The sequence below is a fragment of the Prevotella sp. oral taxon 306 str. F0472 genome, from assembly GCF_000257925.1.
Lineage (GTDB): Bacteria > Bacteroidota > Bacteroidia > Bacteroidales > Bacteroidaceae > Prevotella > Prevotella vespertina.
This window is the reverse complement of record NZ_AJIN01000028.1, coordinates 1-25,331: the sequence shown is the minus strand read 5'-3', so window position 1 is coordinate 25,331 and position 25,331 is coordinate 1. Positions and strand designations below refer to the sequence as shown.

Genomic DNA, 25,331 nt, shown 5'->3' with positions numbered 1-25,331 from the left:
AAACAAAAGCAGGACGAAAACAAGCAGAAGAAGTCCCGTGGACGTAAGATGTAATCCTTAATTCTATTATCGACTATGACAACTTGTATTATTGCCGAGAAACCCTCGGTAGCCAGAGATATTGCCCGCATAGTAGGAGCAACGAGCAAGCAAGACGGATATATGGAAGGCTGCGGCTATGTCGTTACTTGGGCAATGGGACACCTCATCGCCCTTGCCATGCCCGAAGCCTACGGTTTTTCTGCCTATAAAGCTGAAGACCTGCCCATTCGTCCCAATCCATTTCAGTTAGTGGTACGACAGGTACGTAAGGATAAGGAGTATATATCCGATCCAGCAGCACTAAAACAGCTCAAGGTGATACGCTCCTGCTTTGACAAGGCTGACCGTATCATCGTTGCCACCGATGCAGGTCGGGAGGGTGAGCTTATCTTCCGCTATATCTACCAACATCTTGGTTGTAGAAAGCCTTTCGACCGTCTTTGGATAAGTTCACTTACCGATAAGGCTATTCGTGAGGGACTTTCCAATCTTAAACCCGGGAGCCATTACGACAATCTCTATTATTCTGCCAAGGCAAGAAGCGAAGCTGACTGGCTCGTGGGTATCAATGCCAGCCGTGCCCTGTCCATTGCCGCAAAGCGGCTATTCTTTGGGACGGGTACAGACCCCAACCTTGCTATGGTCTGCGTCGGTACATAGAGAACCGTGATTTTTCTTCCGTGCCTTATTGGAAACTCTCCGCTCTCATGGAGAAAGAGGGCGTGTCGTAAAGCCATTGGCATTACAGACTATGAGAGTGAAGCATCGGCACAGACTGCTCTCGCTGCACTTCGCAGTCAGAGCCAGCTTAAAGCAGAGTCAGTCGCAAGAAAGGTAACGCATACCGCGCCACCACTCTTGTACGACCTTACTGCCTTGCAGAAGGATACCAACAGACGCCACGGCTTTTCTGCAGACAAAACCCTCTCGATAGCCCAGAGTCTCTATGAGAAGAAAATCACGACCTATCCCCGCACTGGCAGCCGATACATCAGCGAGGATGTCTTCGAGGAAGTCCCCGCCCTGCTGCGCAAGATAGGCAAGACACTATCAAATCCGCTTAACCGCCATTCTGTGGACAATACCAAAGTTACCGACCACCACGCCATTATCCCGACAGGTGAAACGCCATCTGGATTGTCGACAGATGAAATAACTATCTATCAAATGGTAGTTAATCGCTTCATAGAAGCCTTTTCTCCCGATTCCGAGGAAGAGCGTATGCAGGTGCGGTTTACTGACGGTACCAACACCTTTACTTGGAAAGCATGCCGACAAATCTCTTTAGGTTGGAAAGCCGTACAGAAAGGTAAAGAAGCGGAAGCAGATAAGAAAGAAGATGGTGATGAACATATTTTGTCTTCATTGCCGAACTTAACAGAAGGTGAAGTCCTATCACTTGTCAATGCGGACATCACCGAGCATAAGACCAAACCTAAACCTCTCTACACAGAAGCGACACTGCTTTCTGCTATGGAGAACGCAGGCAAGGATGTGAAGGAAGACGATAAGCGCAAGGTAATGGCAGAGTGTGGTATTGGAACACCAGCCACCCGTGCCAACATCATCGAAACGTTGATTCTCCGTGATTATATCCGAAGGGACAAGAAATCCATCATACCTACCGAGAAAGGCTTAGCTGTCTATGAGATTGTCAAGACAAGAAAATTGCCAATGCGGAAATGACAGGCAGTTGGGAACTTGCCTTGCCGCTATTGAAGCAGGAAAGATGCCATCTGATAAGTTTGCACAGGGCATTAATTCATACGTGGGGACTATTTGCGAGGAACTCCTCTCGCTTTCTTCAGAGCAGAAGTCCTATCCTGTATACCGCTGTCCAAAGTGCGGACAGCAGAGTGTTGGCATCTATGCCAAGGTAGCCAAGTGCAGACATGAAACCTGTGGTTTCCATGTGTTTCGTGAAGTCTGCGGCATACTTCTCTCTGAAGATAACATCCGTGACTTGATAAGCTCTGGTCGTACGCCTATCCTTAAAGGGCTGACCAGCAAGGCTGGCAAGAAGTTCAACGCCCGTCTGGTTTTGAAGGACGATTATACCACCACCTTTGAGTTTGAACAAAACAAGAAACGGAAATAGCATATTACTTCATTTCTGATACTAAAGTCTGACATTACGGTCAAGCTTAGGTGTCAGAGTGATTATTCCCATAATAGAATACGTTATACCTTATGGCATACAATAAGAAAGAAGTCCTGCAGGCCAACACGGAGGCTATCCGTGTCGTGCTGCGTTTGGAAAAAGAACGCCGCGAAGCCACCGAAGCAGAGAAAAGTATCTTACGAAACTATCAGGGATTCGGTGGCTTGAAATGTGTACTCAACCGTACGGATAACCCCGATGATATACGCTATTGGAGCAAGTCTGAACAGAATCTCTTTGAACCTACCCAGCAGCTCAAACAGATGATTTATCGTGAAACCTTAGATGCTAACACCGCCAAGCGGTATTGGGAGAGCATCAAAGCAAGCGTACTGACCTCCTTCTACACCGATACGCTCATCGTTTCTACTATCTCAGACACATTTGCCGCTACAAACCTGCAGATAAGACGATGTTTAGTCCCATCCATGGGCATGGATGCACACATTTGAAGTTAAAAAGAAAAAGGCTGCCCCAGCAATCAACTTTGCCCGAGCAACCAATTCTTTTACACACACAAGGTTTGTGATTCTTTCACAACAACCGTTAAGCACCCTTTACGTTTCTGGGACAGGTTCAGGCTCTGGTCCTGGTTTCTTTTTCCCGATACCGCCCTCTTCTTTCTTCTTAGTCTCCTTCTTCGTCACCTGCTCATAAGCAACATCGGTCAGCGTGAAATACTTGGTTGATGCCACCAGACGCACCACAGGCTTTTCGATATGCACCTGCGCACGGAAAGGCGTGCCCACTTCAACGGCTTTACTCTTGAACGATGGCTTCAGCGTACCGAGGTCACCAAAGTCCACGATGTCGCCATTAGCCACAATGTCGCGAGCCGTTTCAGTAGCAAGATTAAGAACTGCCGCCACTTCCTGTGGATTGAAAGTAGTAGACTTAGCCACCCGTTCGCAGAAGTTGCGGAAATCCACACGGTGTCGTCCCGTAGGTTGGGCAATCTGTACGGTTTTCTCACCCACCTTGCCCACATTGAGCTTGCGCTCAGTCAGAATAAATTGTAAAGGCTTGTTTGCCATAGTATACACAAAGTTGGTCTGCATTGTTAGCCTTGCGTGAGTCGAGACCATAAGACCCACAAAGGTGGCTGTCATGGGCAACCAACAGCAAAGATAGTAATAAAATTTTATCAAACCAAGAACTAACAGAAAAAAGCTCCTAAGCTTTTTAGAAAAAGGTTAGGAGCTTTTTGAAGAAAGCTTAAGAGCTTTTTGCCGAAAGCTTAGGAGCTTTTTGAATATTACTTAGTAGCTTTCTGCAACTCGACTAACACCTCCCTCCAGATTGATTGCAAATGATTTCTTCTTATATTAACAATTTACATCTCTATTCGCTTGATATTTAAATAAATAATCTTAAATTTGCGTTGTTTATTTTCGGAAACATAAAACGAATCCTATATTTTATCAAAATAACATTCCTATGTATATGACAACTATTTATGCTATTATTAGAGATCCAGAGACTCACAACCTACGTTTGATACAAGAGCCTGTAAATCAAGACATCGACGTAACAGATTATCAACTCTCTCAAAGATTTGATTATGCAATATCGTTATTTGATTCATATTGCAGTGAATATCCACGTATTTCTGTAGAGGATGTTTGGATAACAAGAAAGGGTAGACAAAATGCATACGCAATGCAATGTACTATAAACCAAATAAAAGAAAAGTATAATGTAATTGCATTTTCACATAGATATGGAGGCTTTACTCATTTTGACTGGAATTTTGGAGACAATGTAACTTTTCATATTTATTCTAATTTTGGTTATGGAAGAAACAGTGATTTTAATTCAACATTCAAATATAAAGATATTGTACTTGCACCTTATTCTTACTATGTAAAATATCGATACTCTACTTATGCATCTGTAGTAAGTTGTACAAATGCATACGAACTTGAATATGATCAATGGAGTCTCGTAATGAAAGACTGTCTCGATTTCTATAATGCGGTTGTTCATGGAAAAGATAATTATATTTTTGATTGGCTAAACAATCAATTATCACAAATGATTTCAGGTCTTGAGAGTTTTTTAGACATATCCAGTTATAATTTTGGAGAAATGCTTTTAAATAATCGGGTAAGTAGCTATGCAAACGTATCTGGAGATGACTTTTGGAAGGTAAAATCTGAAAAGATTTGTAATTCTCTCCAGTTTATAGAGAATATTAAAATATTGCCCGTTCAAGTAGATTCAAAGGGATATATTCGGCGATTAGAAAGGTTATGTAGTTCCTTCAAACCTAAACTCGAAGCTAAAATTACTGCAACAAGCACACAAATAGACGAAATACAACAAGATTTGGAGTTATTGAAGTCCAATAAAGATTATGAATTGTATTCCAAACTTAAAGATAAATATTACTACTCAAAAGGTTGGTATAAAAATAACTTTAGAATGTGCTGGTTTTTATTACATTTTTTGAAGCGATTTGATCCTAATTATAAAATAGATGAAATCAGAAATCATTTTATACCACTGAAAGAGCATATTACAAAAATAGATGAAACATCAGCTCATCTTTCAAGTTTAAAGTATTTTCATACATCTTTATGTGGCAATCTGTCGACAATGAATGGCTACTTAGACGCTTTAGGAAAAGAATAGATAATTTGCTGTCAGATTAGCATAAGGGTGAGAAGATACGGCAGGGCTTTGTCGATTGGCTCGGACGTACACCAGACACGTTCAAGCAACAACTCTCTGACCGTTATAATCGTCTTTTCAACTGTTTTGTGCGACCCAACTTTGACGGTACGCACCAAACTTTCCCCGACCTTGACCTCAGACGGCTTGGTATTGCCGACCTTTACAAGAGTCAGAAGGATGCCGTGTGGATGCTCAAAACCAACGGTGGCGGCATCTGTGATCACGAGGTGGGAGCGGGTAAGACACTCATCATGTGTACGGCTGCCTACGAGATGAAACGCTTGGGACTGGCAAACAAGCCGATGATTATCGGGCTGAAAGCAAATGTATTCGACATTGCCGATACTTTTAGGAAAGCTTATCCTAATGCTAAGGTACTCTATCCAGGTAAGAACGATTTTAATAAGCAGAACCGCCAACGTATCTTCAACGACATCAAGAACAACGACTGGGACTGTATTATCTTGACACACGAACAGTTCGGCATGATACCGCAGGCCTTGGAGATACAGGAAGCGATTATGCAAAAGGAACTGGACTCCGTAGAAGAGAATCTCGAAGTGTTGCGACAACAAGGAAGAGACATCTCCCGTGGGATGCTCAAAGGACTGGAAAAACGCAAACAGACGCTTGAAGCTAAGTTACAGAACATACAGGACAGCATCGCAGAAAGAAAAGACGATGCCGTAGATTTCAAGATGATGGGTATCGACCACCTCTTTGTAGATGAATCGCACCAATTCAAGAACCTGATGTTCAATACCCGCCACGACCGTGTGTCGGGTTTGGGCAATCCCGATGGCTCACAACGTGCCTTAAACATGCTCTTTGCTATTCGTACCATACAAGAACGGTCCGGCAAGGATTTGGGAGCCACTTTCCTTTCAGGAACGACCATTTCAAATAGCCTGACGGAACTGTATCTTCTGTTCAAGTATCTTCGTCCGCAGGCTTTGGAGAGGCAAGGTATCAACAGCTTTGACGCTTGGGCAGCGGTTTTTGCCAAGAAATCTACCGACTACGAGTTCTCCATCACGAACGACATCATTCAGAAAGAGCGGTTTAGGACGTTCATAAAAGTGCCCGAACTGGCTGCTTTCTATGCGGAAGTATGGGAGTAGAAAGCAGAATATGGCATAAAATTCATATCTGACTGAAATACAGCGGATATTGCTTGTTTCTTCTTAGGGTTGCATCATAGGAAACAGGCAGAAAAGGGAGCGAAAAGGAGGGAGTTCAGTTACCAAATCGTTCGAAAAACGATGAAAGGAAAAGGACGGCTGAAAGTGGTAACTAAAACGGAGTTTTCTCTTTCATTATCAATGTTTTGCATCGTTCAAAGTTCCTCAAAGAAGTGTAATTTTGCAAGTAAAAAACAATGGAAAAAGAAAAATTCAAGCTGCTTTTCTACCTCAAGAGAGGTACGCAGGACAAAAACGGAAAAAGTCCCATCATGGGACGCATCAGCGCAGGAAGCTCTATGGTACAATTTAGTTGCAAATGCTCGTGTACTCCTCGTTTGTGGGACAGTCGCAAGAACCGACTGCTGGGCAAGAGTGCCGAAGCCGTATCGGTAAACAAGGAACTTGACCGCCTTCAGGTGAGTATTCACAAGGTTTATGAGTCTCTTTCGGGAAAATCCGATGCTCGCGTCACGGCAGAGCGAGTAAGGGAATTGGTGTTCGGGTTGAACAGCGAGTCGCAAGGACTGCTTTATCATACGGGCGAGTATATCAACCGCTTCCGTGAGCGTGTGGGCATAGACCGCAGCGAACGCAGACTAAAATGCCTGTTGCTCTTCCGCAAGCATCTGGCAAACTTCGTCAGGTACCGCTACCATGTGGAGGATATTCCCGTACAGAAAGTGGACACAGCCCTCATCAAAGACTTGGAGGACTACTTCGCCAAAGAAAAGGGCTTCAAGCTCAATACCTCGGCTGGTTATCTCTCCATGCTGGCTTCCTTGCTCAAAGACCTGCATAAACGGCATATCATTGACACCTATCCCTTCATCAACCATTCCATTCGTTGGGAAGTGGGCACTCCACGTTACATCACGAGGGAGGAGGTAAGCCGTATCGCAGCCTTGGGAGAAGACGAACTGCAAGGCTATGAAAAAGTGTCGAGGGACATGTTCCTTTTCTCCTGCCTGACGGGACTTTCCTATACCGACGTGTATCACTTGACGGAGCAGCACATCTTTCACGAAGCGGGAATGACTTGGATACGCAAGCCGAGAATAAAGACGGGCAACGTGTGCCACATCCCCCTACTTCCCGAAGCCGCTGCCATTATCAAGCGTTATCGGGGTATTCACACGAGGGCTTTCCGACACGAACCGCCCAAGGGGTATCTGCTGCCCATACCCGGATGCGACACGGTAAACATACACCTCAAAAAGATAGCACGGCTTTGCGGTATTCAGAAAACGCTGACCTATCACATGGCACGGCATACCTTTGCATCGCAGATGACACTGTCGGAAGGCGTGTCCATTGAGAGCGTTTCCAAAATGCTCGGACACAGTCAAATCAAAACCACGCAAGTGTATGCGGAGACTTCTCCCGAGCGTGTCTTTCTGGACATAGAGAAAATACTTCCACAACTCGCACATTATCAACTGACCAACTAAAACCGCGGAACAATGAAAAGTACATTTGCCATACTATTCTACATAGATAGAAGCAAGACCAATGAAGACGGACTATGCGTAATCCGTTGCCGTATCACCTGTAACGGAACGTCCTCATCGTTTTCCACGCAGTTGCAAACTTCCCCCGACGAGTGGCTTGCCCGAAAAGGGTGCATCAAGGCGACAACAGGTAATTCAAGCGGCATCAATCTGCAACTGAACTCAATAGAAGAGTGCTTGCATTCACTCTATGAACGTACATTAAGGGAAGAAAACTATATCACGGCGGAATACCTCAAGGAGCGTTATATGCAGCAAAGTCGCCCCATGCCAACACTTACGGAGCTATATCAATCCGTTTGTGAATACAAGGAGGAATTGCAGGGCAGAACCTTAAGCAAGGCAACCGTCAGGGCTTTTAAGGACAGCTACAAGAGTTTTGTTCATTTCCTGCAAGTAAGGGGCAGGGCAGACTGTATGCCCACAGAGGTGGACAAGACTTTGCTTGAGGACTATCGCCTTTATATGCTTCGGGACTTGGGAAACAAGGAAAGCTGTGTCGGCAACCGCCTACGCCACTTGCATCAGGTCATTCGCAAGGCATTGCAGGAGCGATACGTTCGTGAAGACCCTTTTGAACTCATAGACATAGAAACGCCTACCTACGAGCGCAATGCACTTACGGCGGACGACCTGCAAAAACTCTTGGCTTACCGTCCGCACCGCTCGACAGACAACCATTGCAGACTTATTTTCCTCTTGGGATGTTTTACGGGGCTGGCATTTTCCGATTTGAAGAAACTCAGAATGGATGATGTCTATAAGCTCGGTGATGGACGCAGATATATCTCCCTCTGCCGAACAAAGACACAGAACAGAAGTATTGTCCCGTTGCTGCCCGTTGCCGAGAAAATACTCGCCATTGTGAGCCACGGACGAAGGGAGGGGCTTTTCTTTCGAGAGTTTCCCAGCAACAGTAATTTCAATAGAACTATTCAGGAGATTTGTATTAAGGCGGGACTGTCACCGCATACCCAAGCGACCTCGCACACCGCACGGCATACCTTTGCCACGACCATCTGTCTGGAGAACGGACTTCCGATAGAGACGGTGAGCAAGATGCTGGGGCATCGCTTTATCTCCACGACCGAGATTTATGCACGGGTGACCAAGAGCAAGATTGCCAAGGAAATGCAACCCCTGATGGGTAGTGAGCATACAAGGGTACTGCGTAAAGCCTTACGGCTGTGTCCGTCAAGAACACCGAAAAAGTCAAGTCCCATAATTGGGATGTAACAGCCGTAATGAATGATTCAAAAAAAAGAAGTCCAACTTTTTAACAAGAAAAACAATGAAACAGAAGAACAAACAGGAACTTTCCTACTTTCGATTGAAGTTAAGAAGTTACATGAGTGAGCATCACCCCGAAAAGTTGCAAGATACGGAGTTTATCACTGCACGGGCAGATATGGCTCTCACAGTTTACTGCGATGCTGTAGCACAAGGCTTTACACACATTGAAGCGGAGAGCATGGCAAGCGAGGCATTGTATCAAGGCTTGCACTTTTCCAAGTACGATACGCTTATATCCGTGTTGGAAAACGAGTTTGAAAGGGAACTTCCTGCACCGCTCCCAGAGAAACTCGTACCTATACTGTTGTCGAACAAGGCTGTTCAAGCCACATTCGACAAGTTCGGTTTGACGGACACATTGGCTTCTGACGAGCAATACGGCCGTCTTTACACCGAACTGACAGGCACGATAGTGCTGCTCATCGAGAGCAACAATCTGCCAACGGTCAGACTGACGGAGGAAGCAAGCCTGAAGGCGTTGTAGGCAAAGGCGGCGCACGCAAAGTTCCTGATGCCGTTTCTTATCGTGCAAAGGTACAACGGCAGCCTGTCTGCCCTGACAAGGTCGAGTCCTGCGGATGGAGAGAAGAATCTCCACCGCAGGATTTCTCTGTTTCAAGGTGGTATTGCCATTTTCTATATCCATGCGGTCGTATTCATCTCTCCCAACCTTGCAGGGCTGGGCTGCCGTAGAGAGTATAGGCACGACAAGAATACGGCATACTCAGGCTCTTTGGACGCAAGGCGTAACAACTAACAACAGATAGGACTGACGATAATACGGACAATCTATTGTTTGTACAATTTGTTGTCATGACTATCTGTTGTCAAAACTATATATCGTCAAAATAATCTATCGATAAAACTATCTATCGACACTTCGACATCTCGATTTGTCGAACTATCGAATTATCGATAAAACAACAAGATAATAAAAGGAACGAGCCGGCACCTCATCTCATTACCGCAATAACACAGACGGATTTCCTTTGTTTTTCTATTGCTTTCTCTCTATTTCCCTGCTTATCCTCATTTCTTGCAGTGGTGCTTCCGAGGGGTTACTTTTGCACCCGAGAAGTACGGCAATGGACTGCATAACAGTTTGTTTGCTGAGTAACAATAAAGTAATCAAAACAAAATTAAGACAATGAAACTCATTATCATCGACCGCAAAGCGTGGGAGCGACATCGCTCCGAATTTGCAGACTTTATCCATCGTGTGGAAAAACTCATCGGTAATCCTCCCAAGACCGAGCAATGGCTCGACAACGAAGCCGTGTGCAAGCGTTTAGGCATCAGCAAGCGTACCCTACAATCATACCGAGATACGGGCAAAATCCCTTTCTCCATGATTGGACATAAGTGTTATTACAAACAGACCGACATCTGTGAAATGCTGAATGCAGTCAAGGATTGAAATCAAAGAATGAATGAATTATGGCAGAGAATGAAATCATTACGCGGGAAGACCCTCAGATGCAGTTGTTTTCACAACTGATGGAAGGCACTTTGAAGAAGTTGGAGCGGTATTGCTCTACCGCCCGTCCGATGCTGAATGGTGAGGTTTACCTTTCGGGTGAGGAGGTTTGCAGCCAATTACGGCTCAGCACACGCACGCTCCAAGAGTACAGAAACTCAGGAACGCTTCCTTTCTACAAAATCGGAGGGAAGATACTCTACAAGCAGAGCGACATACAAGCCATGCTTGAAAAACACTATAACCCGATACCCAAGAAATTATGGCAAGAATAGATGAAAAAAGGAAACAACGCTTGGAACAAGCCATTAGAGATATGGGAAATTATGGCGTTAAGCTCCGCAAGCCCGAAGAGTTACCCGATTTTGACCAGCCCTTCGATTATGAAGAGGAAAAGAGAAGGTTTGAGCCTGTTGATAAAGTTGAGGAACAAAATGACAAGGAGAGTAACAAGGATTTTTCTCAACCGTCCTATCAAGAAACAGCGTTGTCGCCAACAGAAAGGGCTACTTCTACCGAAGAATTTCATCAAAGAATGGGAAAAACAAAGGACAGAAAGCAATTATCCGAGTTTCAGGGGAAATATCTCCAGCCCTTTCGCAACAGCCACCGCAAAGCCGTGTATGTATCAGAGGAAACCCAACGAAAGTTAGACTTCGTGGTGCGGAGAATCGGTGAGCATGGAGCGAGCGTTTCGGGATATGTCGAACAGGTACTGCGGGAACACCTCGACCAATACAAGGAAGATGTGGAAAGATGGAGGAAACTCTGAATTACTGCATTCCTCGAATGCAAGCCTACGCCGAGTTACTGTATTCAATGAATGCAGTAACACAGCAGGGGCTTATAATCCCATTTTCTACATCAGCAAGGTGTGTCTTTGTACCACAAATTGCCATTTGTACCACAAAGACCCTTGCCCCGAAAGGGGATTAAATCACTCCAAAGTCGTGATTAGAAAGCAATGAAGAAGCAAAAACAAAAGAAGCCAGACGGCAGATGTGCCACCTGCCCACGATGGGACAGATGGCACATCAGAATACCTAATTCCGAAGACCAGCAGAAACTTATCAGACTCTATCGCAAGTCGGGAGCAAAGACAAAGAGCGACTTTGTCCGAGCAAGGCTTCTTGGTGAATCTTTTAAGGTCATCACCCAAGACCCTGCAAAAGAACCTTACTTGGAGAAACTCTCAGAAATCGTTGCCTTGGCTCATAAGATAGGAGTTCTGTACAACGAAGTCGTGAAAGTCCTCAATACTTATCATTCTGTTGCCACTGCTCAACAACTGCTCGGCAAACTCGAAACCTATTCCCAAATTCTCATCAGACTACAACAGCAAGCAGTACAACTGACAAAATCCTTTGGGAGTAGAGAAGAATGAATGCTGATAAATCATAACACCCATACTCGTATCGTACCGCGAATGTCCAATCCCTCTTTGGATGATACAAAAGGGTCACTTTGAACGATTACATAGGACCAGTTTCAACGATTTTTCCACTCTGCCCTAATACTTTATCTTTTGGAAAGTACATTGATAATCAGATAATTATTTCAATAACTCCCGATTTGGAGTATTACCCCACATTTATTATTTTTTTATTTTGACAATTCCCGATTTGGGGCATTACCATGACCATTAACAAACACAAAGTCTGTATAATCCCCTATAACTAACGTATCTTTTGAAATTTTCCGTATTTTGTAATCAACATATGGATAGAGCTTTTCCACAGGATGTGGAAGTTTCCAATAAATAAAAACTCGCATGCCATCAACATCAAACACTTTAGGGAATAAAATGTCCTGTTGGGAAGTAAATTCTTCATCTCCTTTCTTATTATAAGAATTGAATCTTAAGCCTTCTCTGGCAAATTTAAAAGAAGAACCAAAATTAACACCTATCCAATACTTTACACTGTCATCAGTTAATAATTGGATAATTTCTGAATTGCTAAGTTGCCCATTGCCAGATTCCATTGTTTTATGAATAGAATGGCAAGAGAACATAGTCATTATACCTATAATAAACAATATTTTATTTTGTTCCATACACTTACAAGATTATTTTGATGCAGGTACAATAACTTCTTGCAAATTAAATATAAAATTCACCATATTATTTTCAAAACTGAAAGTCGCAGTCCCTATAAACGCATCATTTAATCTATAAATATAATTATCAATTTGGGGCTTGGACAACTTTGGAATGGCTTTAGTAAGGCTATAATAAGCATAGGATGCCTGTGATTGCCTGTAGCTCTCTGGAACATTATTCCATGACTTATGGTTAGTTTGAGAAATAATAGCCTCAACTTCTCCAATTGTCCCTCCATGGGTTTGAGGATTGTATCTGTGTATAAGGAGGAAGCGAGGTATAGACAAAGGAACGACTGAGCACTACAAGGGTGTCGCCATGCGAAGCGATGTCCGTAAATTTCTCCTCATCCTCCAGTGACATATTCACCTCATGCCATTTGTTATGCACTCCATAGCGATAAAGCCCGAAAGGTGAGACAGCAAATATCCTTCCATTATCAAGCCTTATGACATTTTTGATTTGACGATAGTCTGCACCTTCTGGCAACCCCTCATTGAAATCCTTGGAGTCGGTAAGCCAGATGCCACCATTGCCATAAAGCAACAGTTGGCGACAAGAATCCACATTCCTCATGGAATCTACCATTAAATCCTTGCCAATGTCAAGCGTGCCTCGTAGCAATCCACCATTCCAATTCCGAAACTCATAACGACTTGGCAGGTACTTCCTGCTCACGTTCACCTCCTTGATGAGTGAACGATGATTGAGCAGGATGCCTGACACGCAGAACATCAGCATGAAGAAGCTCAAGCCGATACCAAGCCATTTATGTTGTTTTCTCCAAGTTCCTTTCTTCATTGATTTCCTTATCTGATTATCTATCTTATTTCTTTTCTTTCTTCGCCCTTGCATCCTTGACAATCTTTCCTGCCAAGAAACAAAGTTCTATCACCATTACCACCCAATGCCAAGGATATTCGCTCGGATGTGCAATGAGCTTCCCGATGATGCCCGTGCGATTAAATGCCTCTACCGCTATCCAGAACACGATGACCGTTGCCGTACCCATTCTGATGTTTGCTCCCCACGATTGCAAGTGGAGTTGCTTGCGAAATACGTATGGGGCGGAAAGCAAGGCACCGAAGGCTACACCGAAGGTGACTGGACTCTCACGACCAAACAATTGAGGATCGTAGAGGTTCATCAGCAGGAGATAGCAAGTCCAGAGCATTGTGTTGATTTCCATGAAGGTAACAATGCTGGTGTGGCGTGTCATCGGGCGAGCGGCGATGAGTCGCTTGTTCTTCCCCAAGAAGAGCGTCTGCCACCAGTTGAGGAAGTTGCAGGCATTTCGGGAACAGAAGATGTAGAGCAACATCACCATTGCCCACAAGCCAAAGGTGGCAGGGAGCAGAAGATATTCAGGGCGGCTCAACACTTCTCCTGTCACTGGGTCAATCTCAGCATGTGTGCCCCAACGATGGGCATAATACATGAAGAGGAAATCCACCCAACCCGTCCAGTAGAACATGCCACCGATAAGTCCGAGCAAGGTTTGGCGAGTCTGTCCCTTGACGAAAACACCGACCACCACCATCACCAAGCCCACGAATCCCACAGCCATGCCAGCACCCAACAGTTGCGTGCCGTCGTAGTTGTCCTTCAATACTCGTGCCACCAAGTGAACCATGGGCATGCTTCCCAATATCACGCCCATCGACACGATGGATTTCCACCAATATAGTTTCTTGTTACTCATGGCTTTTCTTCTTGTGAGCTGCAAACATGATATAGACGAGCAATGCCACGAATGCCACGAGGATGCAAATCATCTGGGTAGTATACTTCTCCGGCTCAATCCAAATCTCCTTGAAAAAGTCAAGGCGACCAAGCACTTCCACAGGTACCCAGAACACGACAACCGTTGCGATTGCCATGCGGATGTTTGCACCCCATGAGGCAAGACGCAGTTGGCGACGCAATATAAAGAACGAGCCTATGAGGCATCCCACTCCTACGAGGAACGTAACGGGATGGTGGTCGCCGAGGAAACGCTTGTCGTAACAGAACATCAGCAACAGGTAAAGCCCCCAGAGCATCATATTGAGCTCCATAAAGGTTACGATGCTGGTGTGGCGTGTCATGGGCTGGGCGGCTATCACCTTACGCTTTGTGCGGAAAACGACTTTCTGAATCCATGTGATGAAGTCGCAACCGTTGCGGGTGCTGAACACATACATCGTCATCACCATCATCCATAATCCGAACGATGCGGGCATGATAAGATATTCGGGCTTGGTTACTATCTCTCCGTTTTCAATCTCGGGCTGAACACCATAGCGACGGGCATAATAGAGAAAAAGAAACTCCACCCAGCCTGTCCAAAAAAGCAGTCCACCGATGAAACCCCACAATGTCTGCCGAGTATCTCCCTTTACGAACACGCCGATAATGACAAGGATTAAACCTACAAAGCCCATCATAAAACCAGCGATGTGCATGGCTCCCTCGCCCATGAATTTTTCCATGAGTATCATCAGTGCGTGTCCCAATGGCATGGCGAAGAGAACTAACAGAAAGGCTATAAGAGTTTGCCTTGGATAGTATTTTTGTTTATTTTTCATTCTTTTCTTTCGTTTTAGTCAATCTGTTATTTGCCAACAGATAAGAAGATAGTGCAAAAAGCTCATTAGCTTTTCTCAGATTGGTAATTAGCTTTTTCAAAATTGGTCGTGAGCTTTTTGAAGGATGTTCATTAGCTATTTTTCTGTTGCCTATTGACTTTCTCGGGATTGCTCATTAACTCCTGTCTGATTGATAATGCACTTTTTGAAGTTTCATAATGCACTTTTTTGAGTTTCATAATGCACTTTTCGTTGATTGGTAATACACTTCCTAAAACCTACCGGAGTTCATCACAATAATAGCTCATCTGTCCGCCCGTGTCGCCTATTTCGACATCGGCTTTGTACCAACTGATGATCTGTAATTTGAAATATCGCTCTCCGTCGGCAGTGCGTACCACGTATGTATGGAACGAGGGTGCATATACAGGTGGCGGACCTGTGAAGGTCATCGCTTTTGCCAATATGGGGTTAGCATCTGTCTGTGTCGATGCAGGACCGCGATTGGGATCGAACCAAGGATTCTGTTCAAAGTCGAGTTTATTGGCGATGAGATACTTGTTCCAGTCGTTTTGCGACATGGTGATATATACCGAATGGTCATCCACCACCCATTGTAAATTGGTTGGCAATTGCGCCACCGTTTTCCAAGTGTCGTAACTGCCGTATCCTAAGTCGGCGGCTCCGCCTTTTCCATTACCCGATGTTCCGCTATTCGTTCGCATACGGTAGCCGCAAAAGGCAATGTCCCAGTCGGTACGTTCCCGCTGTTCGCCCTCTTTAATGTCGCCATTGGGCTTGTCAAGGTTGAATATTTTTCCTGTGCGCAAATTGATGTACAGCCAATCGTTGGTAATGCCAGTGGTGTATCCCGTAACTCTTGGCAGCGTTTTGCCCGTAAACTCCTCCGCATCGTAACTCACGCACGAGGACAATGCTGTCGTTAAAGCGAAAAGTATGAATATGTATTTTCTCATTTCTTTCTTTTTAATGATTTTACAATGTCATCAACAAGAAACTCCACTTGCACATATCCCTTTGCACCGCTGGTGGCAGGAACATTGAACATAGTGATGCCCGACCCCAAGGTGTGGGGCACATAGTTGAAGATGTTATCTACTCCGAGCGTAACTTTCACTTTGTTGTAGAATGTCTGCACCACTGCCAAGTTACAGAGTGCATAGGTAGGCAGCGTGCAGCGGAAATAGGCATCGTAGCTCTTATGATGTTCTTCCACCCACACACGATCTTGCACATCAAAGTTTTTCTCGCCCATGAGCGATGCACTGAAGATGGTTTTCAAGCGGTAGTTAGGCTTGTTATATACATAGTCGATGCTTGCCGTGGCAGCATGTGGCGACGTGGTATTCACTTGTATGCCATCCTGCTTGCTCACGTTTACATAGCTGTAAGTTCCGTTCAGGGTAAAGTGGTCGAGGAAATGCCACTTCAGGATAGCCTCGATTCCGTACAGACGCTGACTGCTGAGATTGGTGTATTCGAAGTTGTACTGCATATCGTAAATATGCCATACGCCCTCTATCTTGTTACGGAACTTATTAATGTAAGCATTTACATTCATGAAGAAACCATTATGGGTGTATTCTGCTCCCAAAGAGAAATAATGGTTCTTCTCTGGCTTCAGGTCTTCGCTACCCCTTATCTGGAACATTCCGAGATGATCCCAGTTGAAGAACAGTTCCTTGATGCTGGGCGCACGATAGCCCATGGAGTAGTTGGCACGTATTGCCCAATGCTCATCAGGCGAATATTTAACTGCAATCTTTGGCATATACATAAATCCGAACGCCTTCGAGAAGTTAGTGCGCACGCCTGTCGACAGCATCCAATGCTTGTTTGCCGTCCATTCATCTTGCAGGAAGTATTCCGTCTCGTGCAGTGCCCGAGTGGTCATCTTACGGTTTACAAATCGGTCGCTGGTGAGTTCATCCGAAGTATGTTCCACTCCAAGTATGATGCTGTGTCCGCTAAAGTAGGTACTTGTCAGTGTGAGACGTGGCTCGAATATTTTACTCTTGTACACCTTCTTGCGTTCATCGATACGCTCGTGCCGTTTGAAACGGTCGTAGAAATCGTTGTGTATGCTAAGGTTTACGGTAAACCAGTCTTTTACATTATATTTCGCCTTAACGCCTGCCATGAAGTCGCGACTCTGCGAGAAGGTCATGTCTTGTATCAGGTCGTATGAGTTCATGAAGAACATCGAACCATACACCTGTACCGACAGGTTTCTGTTAGGCTCGTAATAGAACTTCTGCGCTGCCGAGATATGCTCCGTTCCCTCAATACCCATTGGTGAACGGACGGCAGTACCGTTTAGCGTGATGTCGTGAGGGAGGAATGGGTTAGCCTCCTTTGTGTAGGTCTTGCTGTCGTTCTCCGCCTGATACATATAAAAGGCATCGCTCTCGCTATACCATACGTCGGTTTGTGAGGTGAAAGCCTTGTGCTTCACTCCTGCCGAAAGCCATGCTTGCAGGTTAGGGCGGTCGCTATTCTTCTCAAACATATATAGAAAATCTTTTGGAGACGGTGTCTTGTAGTTGCGCTCGTTCATCTGTGCCCAGCGCATACCTGCCTGAATATCCAATGGTTTGGTCGCTTTTTTAGAAATAAGATTGATGACCGCACCCGAAGCACGACTGCCATACAGAGTACTGCTGGCACCCTTTACAATCTCCACACGGTCGATGGCGTGCAGATTAAAGCGTTCGTAGTCGAGGTTGCCTGCCATATCGCCCGTCATTCGTTCACCGTCTTGCAGAAAGAGAACGTGGCGCGCGTCGAGTCCCTGCATCGAGATTTCGTTGCCGAAACCCACTTTCTGAATGTTGAGTCCTGGTGTCTCTTGTTGCAGGGCATGTTGTAGGTCGCTGTACCCTGCATCAACGAGTGCCTTTCCGCCCAATACCTGTGTGGTAATGGGCGAAAGTTTTACGGGGCGCTCTGTTCGTGAACCTGTTACAACGACATCGTTCAGGTGCAGCACGTCTTCGCGCATAACAATCTTTATGTTGTTTTCCTGTGGCGGCACACTTCCTTTTACGGGGACGAAGCCCGTTGCATGGACATTATAGTATAGTTCCTTTCCCTTTTCTATACTTAATATCACCTTGCCTTCAATGTCGGTAATGGTATTCTTAACATCCAACATCTCTTTGCTCGTGGCATATTGCACAGTAGCCCCTACCAAAGGTTGCTGCGTATCTTTCTCAAGTATGGTTATCCTTACCCTGCGCTGTGCCTGTGCGCTTATCGCCAAAAGCAGGCAAAGGAGTAAGAATAAGAATCCTTTCTTCTGCATCGTTTCTTTTTATTATTGAAAAAGGAAGTGAAAGCACTCACAGCCCCTCACTTCCTTTATTGTCATATTTGTAACGTATTACAATCCGTGTTCCTTCTTATAGGCTGCCAAGTCCTTCTCGTATTGGGCAAACTCGGCTTCGTAATTGTTGATACGGTTCTTGTCGATGGTCTGTAAGAAACACTCGGAACGCACGTTCATCATGTTGTAATCAACTATGAATGTAATCTGGTTTGTTTTCACATTCAGATAGCCTTCTACACCTGCGCCACTTCCTTGCTGTACTCCGGAATCATCTTTAGGATTTCCCGTAACGCTACCGTCCTTACCTTTAAACTTTATCCAGCCATCCCCTTTATATTCGTCTTTTTCCCAAGAGTTGAGTTGCATAAACTTACATTTGCATGAGAAATACACAATCAATGGCATCTTGCCTACGGTAAAGCCATCGAGCATCAGACGAAGACTGTCCTTCTCCCAACTGAAATTAAATTTAGTAGGACATCCTTGGGGCAGGAGGGTCTTATCGACCGTGTTCATTGTCGCTTTTGTGGAAAGGACAATATCTCCTGACAGAATATTCTTTGCCTCTTTTAGGTATTCCTGAGCGGGGGCTTTTTGTTCCAAATTGTCATCACTGTTACAGGAAGATAAACCCAATGAGAACACTGCCAAGAGGCAAAGGATACATTTTACTGTTATGAATCGCATATCGTCTTGTTATGGTTATAGCGTACCGTTAAAAGTAACAGAAGCAGGGAAAACAGGAGCGAATTTCCAACCTGCGTATGTGTCAAGAACGAAGTGGAGTTCATTATTTACAAGAGAGCCTGTAAAACTGGATAATTTAATATTAATGGGTAATCCACCATTCAACAACATCAATTTACCGGCATAATCGCCTATGGGGGTCGTTGCTGTAAGAACTCCATTGTTGATAGAAACTTTAAGTTCTACTTTGATTTTTCCCGGCATCTTGCCAATAGGTCCCACTGTACCTCTCAAATCATACAGGTTACCACCAGCGCTTGTCAATGTAAAGCTCTGATTTGTAGCATCATTGTATAATTTCCCATTCATAGTAATGTTACTCAACGTACCATTGTAAGTACCTGTCTGCGCATTAGAATTTACTGCAAATCCTAAGATGCTGATTACCGTCAATATGGTAGAAATTAAAAAATGTCTCATCTTTTTTGTGTTTTGTTAATTATTAATTAGTGATGACCATTCAACTCCATCTTCTATGTAGCCACCACCACCGGACAAGACCTCGAGATACTTCTTGATAAAGTCTTTTGTTTCCTGTCTGTCAAATACGTCTTGCGTACACGCAAAAGCGGTTTTTTTATCGTAGGTATGAAATTCCGTCAATTTCGGATAGGTAACACGACAATTCGGAGATAAACCGCCAAGTTCCAAACTAGATATCATCTTAAATTTGGACAAATCTACCTGTTCTAAACTCTTCATATTCGCAAATGTTATCATATAAGATCGCAATCCGCTTTTTTCCGGTAAAGCTATCTTTTTCAAATCCGGGCATTCTACAAAAACAAGTGAGGAACCACCGGGACCATCCTGTTCCTGCTCAATCGCTCTCTGACCAAACAGGGTACTATGGCTTAAATCTATTTCGCTAATACCGCTAACCTTTACCCATAGGAGACCTGTCATGTTTGTAGCATCCTCAAGATTGATGCCTTCAGAGGCATCCACGTCTGTCAATGACAAGGTCATGAGACCGCTACAGGGTCTCAGGTATGGGAGTTTCGCTTTGTTTGTCAGGTTTACAGTAAGAAGTTTGCCGTCCCAATAAGGATTGTTCACAATATATTGTACCCCTTCCAGTGTTTCAGCAGTGGCTACTCCATACCACTCATTAAATACACAGGCATTCGACCTATCTTTGTTGCTTAACCGCTTGCTGATGTCAATATGAATACCGTCTTCATCAAAGATGCTGGAAAAATATTTTTTGAAATTAGCCCTTATATTCTCATCAGGTATCTCGCGAATGGTATTGTATTTCTGCAAGTCGCCTTTTGCTGTTTCCATCTTCACGTCTATACTTCCAGACTCAATCTCTGCCTTCTTCTCTCGATAGAAACGCACAAGGTCTTTGATGTTGAACTTTGCTGTCTGTGGCAAGTACAATTTTGTGATTTTGTGCAACTGTGTTACGGTTTCATCACCATTCTCTTCCGTCTTTACATTCACCAGTCCTTCAAAGTCATAAATGTCGTTGCCCGTCAAATCTACACCGGTAATTTGTGCTGGCAGCTGAGCGAAGTCGAAAACAGGTCCATACCCGTTATTGGAGAGTTTTACATCTTTTAGGTTTGGAAGAATATCAAGACCGCTGAGATCCTTCAGGTTTGTACCGCTAAGGTCAAGCGATGTGGTATTGTTGGCCAAATCGTTGAGTTCCAACTTACCGTCTTTGTCGAACTGATAACCTTTCGATTTCAACACAGTCATCAATTCTGTATTTTTAAGGGAGTTTGTGCTGTAATGAACTGTATTATCATCACTGCTACATGAGGCAAGTCCCATCACAAGGAATACCAATACTGGTAATGTTAAATTCTTTACTATTTTCATTTTCGATAATAAATTAATTGTTTTGAGTTGCAAAGGTAGGAGCCTTGTTTGGATTTCACAATACCTATTTCTTATGATTTTATTTTTATTTTTGCAATCCTTATTTATTAGGATTTTGCTGTTTGTGAGAATTTTTATCTGTTTTACTTTTGGTAAGGCTAAAACGGTATCGCAGCGATACGAGGGCATAACCATGTATCTGTGGTCGGAAACTCTCGTGATACCCGTAACCTGAAACGGAACGGTTGAAGTCCCTTCGCCTATTCAGAATGTCGTTCCATTTGAATGAGAGCGTGGCTTGTTTCTTCCTGAGAAAACGCCACGATGCTCCCACGTTCAATAGCCACTGGTCATCATCTGTGGTTGAATAGGTTCCTCGGCGCAGATGACAATTTGCATCGCCCCATATTTCAATGTCGTGGGGAAGTTCTACTGTGCCGCTGATGCCACAGTCGTAGTCAATGGTATTTACATGGGTGTTTGTCAGTAAGTTGTTGGAACGGTAGAGTTGCCAACTGGCGTGTAGGTCAATATTCCCCCATTTCGGCTGGTAGTTCAATCGTAGGCTAACCTCATTACCCGTTGTATGTGTCTTGCTCTTCAAAGCATTACCGTACGTTTGTTCGTGAAAGAGATAGACGTGGTTTTTAAAAGAAGTTCTCATAGTACCAGAGAGCATCAGACGCTTCACTTGTTTCTGCCATTGCAGCATCCCGTCCACAGAATAATTTCCGTTGATATTGACAGTTCTGTATGTCCGTGCGCCAGTATTTGAGTCATACGTTACTTCCTCTGCAAAATCATTGAACGAGTTGTGGTAATTGCCCATAAAGGTAATACCATATTTTCTCTCATTTAATCTGATGGACAGTTGTTGTTGATAGGCTGGCTTCAACTGCGGATTGCCTATCTTCACGGACAGCGGGTTGCTCTTGTCATCAAGTGTCAGCAAAGCCTGTATGGAAGGCTGTTGTGTGTTTCCGTTATAACGCAGTTCAACTTCTATTTTTCCGTTGTTCCACTTTGCGCCGAACTTGGGCTTGTATTCCGTAGCCTTGACTGTATAGTCCACTGTTTCCGAATTGTGTTGCCGGCAGATATTCCTGCGTTGCCATTCTACATCAATGCCACTGTTTATCTTCCATTGCTTACCCTTATAATCCATTCTCAGGGTAAGTTCCTGCCCACATATAGATAGTGTGTTCTCATAACTTAGGCTATCTATGTATGGTCTATTCGGTATAGTATAGTCGTAAGTGTTGCTTGTGTTTCTATCCTCTTCGTGATGCAGTCCGTACCCTGTCTGCAATTTCAACTGTTTGCCAAAAGGATGGGTATATTGCAATGATATTCTGCTTTCGTTGCGCAGGGTGGGCAGTTGTTGGCAAAGATTGCGCAACAGTAGTGAATCTCCGCCCACAGCGTTGCGCAGGTGGTGGAATTTCGTCAGTGAAAGGCTGGTATTATTAGTTTCATTCGAGTTACCGCCAAGTGTCGCCTTCACGGTAAATGATGCCCCAGCCTTGCCAATCCGCCGTGTGAGGTCGGCAGATACATGGTAATTCTTTCCATTGCTTTTTGTGTTATTTCGCAGCGTTCCCGAGGTCAGCGTGTCCGCAGCCGTATTGCGCTCATATAGGTATGTTGTGTTGTCAGTCAGGTTGTCTGACCGTCCGAAGTTTCCATTTGCACTTATATTCAGCAAAGTCTTTTTGTCTATGTTATACTGCAGATTTATGTTTGCGGCATTACTGTGATTCTTGCTCAAGGAAAGCAGCATTGATTCCCGATATTTTGTTCCCGATGAAAGATATTGCTCATCATAGTCATGATTCTCGCTTCCATTGTGGAAGGCATTGAGTGAGAGGCTTGCATTGAGCGTAATTTTCTTACCAAATTTCTTCACGATATTGCCCGACAATATGTTTTGGAAATTGTTTCCCCCAATGTTCATATTACTAAGATTGTCAGAGCGCAAAGTCAGCGAGGTGTTTTCGCCATCGGCATTGAATAGATTGCCCTGTACCTCATCCCTGCGTCTGTCGCGATTGCCGTGTTCAGCCGTTAGTGTTCCTGTCAGGCTGCCATTGTAGGTAGATTTGGTCTTGATGTCCAGCACATAATTGTCGGCACCATCATCTACTCCCGTCATTTTCTCCAATGCGCTGAGCATGTCATACAGTTTCAGTAGTTCCACTGCATCGGTTGGCATATTCTCCAACGCTGCGATAATGTCGTTGCCCATAAAGGTCTCGCCATTGATGTTTACGCCGTTCAATGGCTTTCCTTTGAATGATAGTTGCCTGTTCGCCTTGTCGTATTCCATGCCCGGAATATTCCTGATTAAGTCTTCCAAGTTAGCACCTTTCCTTACTCGAAGGCAATCAGTATTGATAAACGTGGTGTCTTTTCTTATGGAAAACAATTTCCGCTGTCCAATAACTTGAACTTCATCGAGTTCTATCGTTTTATGTAATGAAGAAACATGTTTTCGAGTAGGGTATATAGTATCACCCACAACTAAATTCAAAATAGTAGCATTAGCAGTGGGAAACAGCAGAAGTAGAATGATGAAGATTAAAAGAATTCTTTTGATTATCATTTTGCAAAATTACCATTGTTCATAGATATATGCAATACCTTAAAATGGCGATTTTATAGAATTAGAAATGTCTAAGGTTGATTTTCATTGAAAAAACAACGTAAATACTTTGCTTATATGAATTATATCGCTATCTTTGCAACATCAAACAGAGAGTTCTTTGAGACTTTGCAGAATAAAGAAAGGGAAAGAAACTCGCTCGTTTCTTAGTCGTTCACCTTATCAGATTATATATTCTGCTTTTTATTAGTAATCAGTCGATTACATTCACCCCCATTACTTTTATGCGGAGATATGCGATTTTCGCACTGCCAAAGACATCGGTATCGACCGCCCTGAAAAGAATGAGATACTACATAATATACCACCGACACCCGAGCAGGAAGTTTTTATCGGCAAGCTGATGGAGTTTGCCAAGAGTGGCGATGCCACGCTTTTGGGACGAGCACCTCTGAGTGAGAGCGAGGAAAAGGCAAAGATGCTTATTGCAACCGATTATGCCCGCAAGATGAGCTTAGATTTACGCATGATTGATGAAAATGCTTACTCAGATCATATAGACAACAAAGCAAGTCATTGTGCGAAGTTGCTCAACGACTACTATCAGAAGTATGATGCACAGAAAGGTACGCAATTTGTTTTCTCCGACTTGGGCACTTATAAGCCCTGTGGAGACTTCAATATCTATTCGGAGGTGAAGCGTAAATTGGTAGAAGATTATCATATCCCGTCCTACGAGATACGCTTCATTCAGGAGTGCAAGAACGAGAAAGCCAAGAAAGCGATGGTAGAAGCGATGAATCGTGGAGACATCCGTATAATCTTCGGTTCTACTTCTATGTTGGGTACTGGTGTGAATGCTCAGCAACGTGCCGTTGCAGTCCATCATTTGGACACGCCTTGGCGACCTTCGGACTTAGAGCAGCGTAACGGACGAGCGGTGCGCAAGGGAAACCTTATCGCTAAGGAATTTGCCGACAACAAAGTTGATGTGATTATCTATGCCGTCGAGCGGTCATTGGATAGTTACAAGTTCAACCTGCTGCATAACAAGCAGCTCTTCATTAATCAGCTAAAGACAAACACACTTGGTAGTCGTACCATTGATGAGGGTTCGATGGATGAGGACAGCGGCATAAACTTCTCCGAATACGTAGCGGTGCTTTCTGGCAATACCGACCTTTTGGAGAAAGCAAGATTGGATAAGAAGATTACCACCTTAGAATCCGAGCGCAAGAACTTCCTCCGTGAGCGTGATGCCGCAACGGGCAAGTTGGCAGAGATTGAAAGTTCTGTATCCTTCCATACGGACAAAATCAAGGAGGCACAATCTGACCTCACTCTATTTGAGCAGCGTGTGGAGCGTGATGATGAAGGTACACCTATAAATAAACTGACAATCAAAGGTGTAGAAGACAGCACCGATATCAAGGCCATTGCTGCCCGTCTGCAGGAGATAGACGAAAAAGCTCGCACCAAAGGAGAGTACAACAAAATTGGCGAAATCTATGGTTTCTCCATTATGGTCAAGACAGAGAGTACTTCCAAGGACTTGTTCGACTGTTCGGTGAACCGCTTCTTTGTGAAAGGGCAGGAGAGTATCTACTATACCTATAATAATGGTAAGTTGGCAACTGACCCTAAACTTGCGTGTCAGAACTTCGTTAATGCCTTGGAGCGTATTCCAAAGGTAATAGAGTCGCATGAGAAGGAAATGGCAAAGGTTGTAGCCAATAAAGATGTTTACACCAACATTGCCAACAGTTCTTGGAAAAAAGAGGACGAGCTTCG

The 25,331-nt window shown here is 44.2% G+C and carries 20 protein-coding genes and 4 pseudogenes; 13 read left to right on the top strand and 11 right to left on the bottom strand.

Annotated features, from left to right (window positions below; translation table 11 throughout):
• Positions 1-75: 75 nt before the first annotated feature.
• A pseudogene (gene topB / locus HMPREF9969_RS04375) lies at positions 76-2,140 on the top strand (DNA topoisomerase III).
• Positions 2,141-2,232: 92 nt separating this feature from the next.
• A pseudogene (locus HMPREF9969_RS04370) lies at positions 2,233-2,646 on the top strand (hypothetical protein); the annotation flags it as partial.
• A 114-nt stretch (positions 2,647-2,760) separates the two neighbouring features.
• Here HMPREF9969_RS04370 and HMPREF9969_RS04365 read toward each other — a convergent pair.
• Entirely contained in the window at positions 2,761-3,237 is a 477-nt protein-coding gene (locus HMPREF9969_RS04365) for a histidinol phosphate phosphatase (RefSeq protein WP_009434634.1), read from the bottom strand.
• 409 nt (positions 3,238-3,646) lie between these two features.
• Here HMPREF9969_RS04365 and HMPREF9969_RS04360 point away from each other — a divergent pair, with 409 nt between their 5' ends.
• The 10 genes and pseudogenes from HMPREF9969_RS04360 to HMPREF9969_RS04320 all read left to right on the top strand — a co-directional run bounded on the left by HMPREF9969_RS04360 (position 3,647) and on the right by HMPREF9969_RS04320 (position 11,725).
• A complete protein-coding gene (locus tag HMPREF9969_RS04360) occupies positions 3,647-4,837 on the top strand; it encodes a hypothetical protein (RefSeq protein ID WP_156787942.1) in 1,191 nt (396 codons plus the stop codon).
• A gap of 23 nt (positions 4,838-4,860) precedes the next feature.
• Positions 4,861-6,000, top strand: a pseudogene (locus tag HMPREF9969_RS04355) (DNA methylase); the annotation flags it as partial.
• A 257-nt stretch (positions 6,001-6,257) separates the two neighbouring features.
• Complete coding sequence (locus HMPREF9969_RS04350; RefSeq protein WP_036894999.1) at positions 6,258-7,511, top strand: site-specific integrase; 1,254 nt, start codon at positions 6,258-6,260, stop codon at positions 7,509-7,511.
• A gap of 12 nt (positions 7,512-7,523) precedes the next feature.
• On the top strand, positions 7,524-8,807 hold the full coding sequence (locus HMPREF9969_RS04345) for a site-specific integrase (protein ID WP_009292478.1): 1,284 nt from the start codon (positions 7,524-7,526) through the stop codon (positions 8,805-8,807).
• Positions 8,808-8,862: 55 nt separating this feature from the next.
• Positions 8,863-9,348, top strand: coding sequence for a DUF1896 domain-containing protein (locus HMPREF9969_RS04340; RefSeq protein WP_036894994.1), 486 nt, complete (start codon positions 8,863-8,865; stop codon positions 9,346-9,348).
• A gap of 27 nt (positions 9,349-9,375) precedes the next feature.
• Complete coding sequence (locus tag HMPREF9969_RS12790; RefSeq protein ID WP_118264313.1) at positions 9,376-9,621, top strand: hypothetical protein; 246 nt, start codon at positions 9,376-9,378, stop codon at positions 9,619-9,621.
• A 390-nt stretch (positions 9,622-10,011) separates the two neighbouring features.
• Positions 10,012-10,281 (top strand): helix-turn-helix domain-containing protein, encoded by a 270-nt coding sequence (locus tag HMPREF9969_RS04335; RefSeq protein ID WP_004359021.1) that lies wholly within the window; start codon positions 10,012-10,014, stop codon positions 10,279-10,281.
• A gap of 20 nt (positions 10,282-10,301) precedes the next feature.
• Positions 10,302-10,616: a helix-turn-helix domain-containing protein gene (locus tag HMPREF9969_RS04330; protein ID WP_004359023.1), complete on the top strand. Its 315-nt coding sequence runs from the start codon at positions 10,302-10,304 to the stop codon at positions 10,614-10,616.
• Complete coding sequence (locus HMPREF9969_RS04325) at positions 10,604-11,113, top strand: DUF3408 domain-containing protein (RefSeq protein ID WP_004359024.1); 510 nt, start codon at positions 10,604-10,606, stop codon at positions 11,111-11,113. Before HMPREF9969_RS04330 ends, HMPREF9969_RS04325 begins: the two co-directional genes overlap by 13 nt.
• 192 nt (positions 11,114-11,305) lie before the next feature.
• Positions 11,306-11,725, top strand: coding sequence for a hypothetical protein (locus HMPREF9969_RS04320; protein WP_004359027.1), 420 nt, complete (start codon positions 11,306-11,308; stop codon positions 11,723-11,725).
• A gap of 218 nt (positions 11,726-11,943) precedes the next feature.
• Here the strand turns inward: HMPREF9969_RS04320 and HMPREF9969_RS04315 are convergent, their stop codons facing one another.
• The 10 genes from HMPREF9969_RS04315 to HMPREF9969_RS04270 form a co-directional block, all read right to left on the bottom strand.
• Positions 11,944-12,396, bottom strand: coding sequence for a hypothetical protein (locus HMPREF9969_RS04315; RefSeq protein ID WP_008822864.1), 453 nt, complete (start codon positions 12,394-12,396; stop codon positions 11,944-11,946).
• 259 nt (positions 12,397-12,655) lie between these two features.
• Complete coding sequence (locus tag HMPREF9969_RS04310) at positions 12,656-13,243, bottom strand: peptidase (protein ID WP_008822863.1); 588 nt, start codon at positions 13,241-13,243, stop codon at positions 12,656-12,658.
• A gap of 25 nt (positions 13,244-13,268) precedes the next feature.
• Positions 13,269-14,144, bottom strand: coding sequence for a hypothetical protein (locus HMPREF9969_RS04305; RefSeq protein WP_008822862.1), 876 nt, complete (start codon positions 14,142-14,144; stop codon positions 13,269-13,271).
• Entirely contained in the window at positions 14,137-15,009 is an 873-nt protein-coding gene (locus HMPREF9969_RS04300; RefSeq protein ID WP_008822861.1) for a hypothetical protein, read from the bottom strand. The genes HMPREF9969_RS04305 and HMPREF9969_RS04300 overlap by 8 nt, the downstream gene beginning before the upstream one ends.
• A gap of 278 nt (positions 15,010-15,287) precedes the next feature.
• Positions 15,288-15,986 carry an HmuY family protein gene (locus tag HMPREF9969_RS04295; RefSeq protein ID WP_008822860.1) on the bottom strand — a complete coding sequence of 233 codons (699 nt, stop codon included), beginning with the start codon at positions 15,984-15,986 and terminating at the stop codon, positions 15,288-15,290.
• Positions 15,983-18,334, bottom strand: coding sequence for a TonB-dependent receptor (locus HMPREF9969_RS04290; RefSeq protein ID WP_009228513.1), 2,352 nt, complete (start codon positions 18,332-18,334; stop codon positions 15,983-15,985). The genes HMPREF9969_RS04295 and HMPREF9969_RS04290 overlap by 4 nt, the downstream gene beginning before the upstream one ends.
• A 78-nt stretch (positions 18,335-18,412) precedes the next feature.
• Complete coding sequence (locus HMPREF9969_RS04285; RefSeq protein WP_009434637.1) at positions 18,413-19,045, bottom strand: DUF4903 domain-containing protein; 633 nt, start codon at positions 19,043-19,045, stop codon at positions 18,413-18,415.
• A 15-nt stretch (positions 19,046-19,060) separates the two neighbouring features.
• A complete protein-coding gene (locus HMPREF9969_RS04280) occupies positions 19,061-19,525 on the bottom strand; it encodes a hypothetical protein (protein ID WP_009434629.1) in 465 nt (154 codons plus the stop codon).
• Between the two features lie 15 nt (positions 19,526-19,540).
• Positions 19,541-20,938 (bottom strand): leucine-rich repeat domain-containing protein, encoded by a 1,398-nt coding sequence (locus tag HMPREF9969_RS04275; RefSeq protein WP_036868247.1) that lies wholly within the window; start codon positions 20,936-20,938, stop codon positions 19,541-19,543.
• A 100-nt stretch (positions 20,939-21,038) separates the two neighbouring features.
• Positions 21,039-23,540 carry an outer membrane beta-barrel protein gene (locus HMPREF9969_RS04270; RefSeq protein ID WP_009434640.1) on the bottom strand — a complete coding sequence of 834 codons (2,502 nt, stop codon included), beginning with the start codon at positions 23,538-23,540 and terminating at the stop codon, positions 21,039-21,041.
• A 280-nt stretch (positions 23,541-23,820) separates the two neighbouring features.
• Between HMPREF9969_RS04270 and HMPREF9969_RS04265 the strand changes: the two are divergent.
• Positions 23,821-25,331, top strand: a pseudogene (locus HMPREF9969_RS04265) (helicase-related protein); the annotation flags it as partial.